This is a genomic window from Planktosalinus sp. (genome assembly GCF_059864935.1).
This window is the reverse complement of sequence record NZ_JCBCCK010000275.1, coordinates 1-2,501: the sequence shown is the minus strand read 5'-3', so window position 1 is coordinate 2,501 and position 2,501 is coordinate 1. Positions and strand designations below refer to the sequence as shown.

The window sequence follows — 2,501 nt, the reverse complement described above, 5'->3', positions numbered from 1 at the left end:
AATTGCACCAGATTGCTTTTATCGGCTTTTTCAAAAGCTTCCTGACTTCCGTAAAACCACCAGGAGGTGTTGAAAAAAATGCGATTGGGTTGCCAGGGGCTGTAGTGATTTAACTGCTCCGGAAAAGCAGTTTTATCGGCTGACAGTTCAAAAGCTTCCAACCCCAAAATAGCTGCTGCAGTATGGTGACCGTGAGTAGTACCCGGGGTTCTGTGGTTGAATCGGTTGATGATAATGTCCGGCTGAAATTTTCGGATAGCCAAAACCACATCGCTTAAAATTTCATTTTTACCCCAAATGGAAAAGGTTTCATCGGGTTGTTTTGAAAATCCAAAATCTATGGCACGGGTAAACAATTGCTCGCCACCATCTATTTTTCGGGCTTCTTCAAGTTCGTGGGTTCTGATGATTCCAAGTAAAGCACCCAGTTCACTGCCAATCAGGTTTTGACCGCCATCGCCGCGTGTGATTGAAAGATAGGCAGTTCGTGCTTTTACCTCGTTTGACAAGTGTGAAATAAGCCTTGTATTTTCATCGTCAGGATGTGCGGCAATATATAATACAGAACCCAGGAAATTTAGTTTCCTGATGGATTCATAAATTTCAGAAGTTGTGGGTTTGTGGGGTTTTTGGCCAAATGCCGGGAAAAAAAATAAAAAGCTAAAGAATAACGCAAGTAGGGTTTTTTGCATAATTTTAGTTTAATCGTGGGTTTGTGTTAGGTTTTTTTCTTCTTTGTTTTCAAGGTGGGTTTCGTGATGTATGTGACTGGCCGAAACCATGGTGATTCCTTTTTGCAACAACAAACTGTTGGGATAGGAAAGCAGTTCGCCATTTTCACTTCTAAGTATGGTTTGGAAGGTTCTTATATCCTCAATTACAAGAGGTTCTGTGATAAAATCCTTGTCGTGAATTTTTATTTTGTCACCAATTTTATATGGAAACGTAAAAAACATCACCACACCACTGGTAATGTTGCTTAGGATGGACCATTGTGCAAACATAGCTACTCCAATAACCGCAAACACTGAAGAGAACACCAGCCCCACATCATTAAAATTAACACCCCAGATCAGGATATTCCAAAGCACGAATATAAATACAAAGGCAAAATCAAAATATTTAATCACCAGATTGGTGCGTCGCTGTACTTTTTCGTGACTACGGGCATATCTTTTTGTGAGGCTCACCACGACATTTCTGAAAACAAGAATAACGATGATACTTACTATCGAATAAATGATTTTTGGAAATAATATTTCAGCTTCCATAGTTTGTTTAGTTTAAGTTCAATGAATCCCTTAAATGGAGGTGCTCGTTTTTATTTTTTGTCCAGTAGTCAGACTTTATTTGTTTGTCTATTGATGCTTTTGAAGTAAAATCACCAATGGTTTCTTCCCAGCCAATGATTTTAAAAGGAGAAACAGGTTCAAACTGAATGGTTAAAGTTCGGTCTAACTCGTGGTATAGAAGGCTGTAAACCTGTATGCCATCTATCAATCTTAGGGTTGCTTGAACATAATAAGGTTTTATTTTCTTATGTCTTAACCTTGCAAACTCAAAGGATGGAATCATTTCAATATTCCCAACGGGCAATTCTTCGGGATTGATTCTTAACTGTGTCCAAATTTCATCTTCCAGGTAGATTTTATCCAAAGATAAAATTTGATCTGCCTCACCTTCAAAATAAGAATGCGACCTGATTTCAAAATCCTTTCGGTTGTTGAGTTGTGTGTAAGTATGACCACACCACTCCTGAACCGAAGTGGAAACTTTTAGTGCATGATTTTTTGTTTCTATAGGATAGAACACACTATTCATTATGGAGTATGGGTAAATTCCAGTGAGGTAGTTTTTGGTTTTATTGAGTTTTAATACGGTTGTATTGGTTTCCGAGGAGTGGTTTGCTTTTACCTGGGCACCGGGCAGGAAGTCTTCGGTTACATAAATGAGTACGGCTGTGCCTTCCCTCATTTCGCCATAGCGTTCCTGCTGAAGCGTGTAAGATGTAATTTCGGATTGACCGTCAAACCAGTAGTCTTTGAAGTTGTCAGTCAGTTCTCTTTTTTCGGCTTCATTGGTTTGAAACGAATCTTGACAACCTGTTAGAATGAATAGAAAACCCAATAAAATAAAGCTGAATCGAAAAACCATTTTGAAAAATTTAGCTAAAAATACTATAATTTCAGCGAGCAGCAAATTCCATTAACGTTTTGTAAACAACATGTGTGGGAAGTCCCATCACCGTGTTGTATGAACCTTCGATTTTTGTTACCCCAATAGCACCAATCCATTCCTGAATGCCATAAGCACCTGCTTTGTCAAACGGCTTGTAGTTTTCAATATAAAAGTGAATTTCAGCTTCACTTAATTTTTTAAAGTACACTTTGGCAATATCACTCACCACGATTTGCCTTTCTGCGGAAGTAAAACAAACAGACGAAATGACTTCGTGACAACTATCTGATAAGGTTTGTAGCATTTTAAAAGCATCTTCGGCA

Annotated in this window: 4 protein-coding genes; all 4 read right to left on the bottom strand. The window is 38.4% G+C overall.

The window, feature by feature from the left end; all coding sequences use genetic code 11:
- The coding region (locus AC6F75_RS09275) for a PIG-L family deacetylase (RefSeq protein WP_500714727.1) at positions 1-692 on the bottom strand (692 nt) is incomplete at its 3' end.
- A 9-nt stretch (positions 693-701) separates the two neighbouring features.
- The gene (locus AC6F75_RS09270) at positions 702-1,271 is read right to left on the bottom strand and encodes a mechanosensitive ion channel domain-containing protein (RefSeq protein WP_500714726.1); all 570 of its coding nucleotides are present in this window, start codon (positions 1,269-1,271) and stop codon (positions 702-704) included.
- 7 nt (positions 1,272-1,278) lie between these two features.
- A complete protein-coding gene (locus tag AC6F75_RS09265) occupies positions 1,279-2,154 on the bottom strand; it encodes a septum formation inhibitor Maf (protein ID WP_500714725.1) in 876 nt (291 codons plus the stop codon).
- 31 nt (positions 2,155-2,185) lie between these two features.
- A partial coding sequence (locus AC6F75_RS09260) for a Maf family protein (RefSeq protein WP_500714724.1) occupies positions 2,186-2,501 on the bottom strand: 316 nt, incomplete at its 5' end.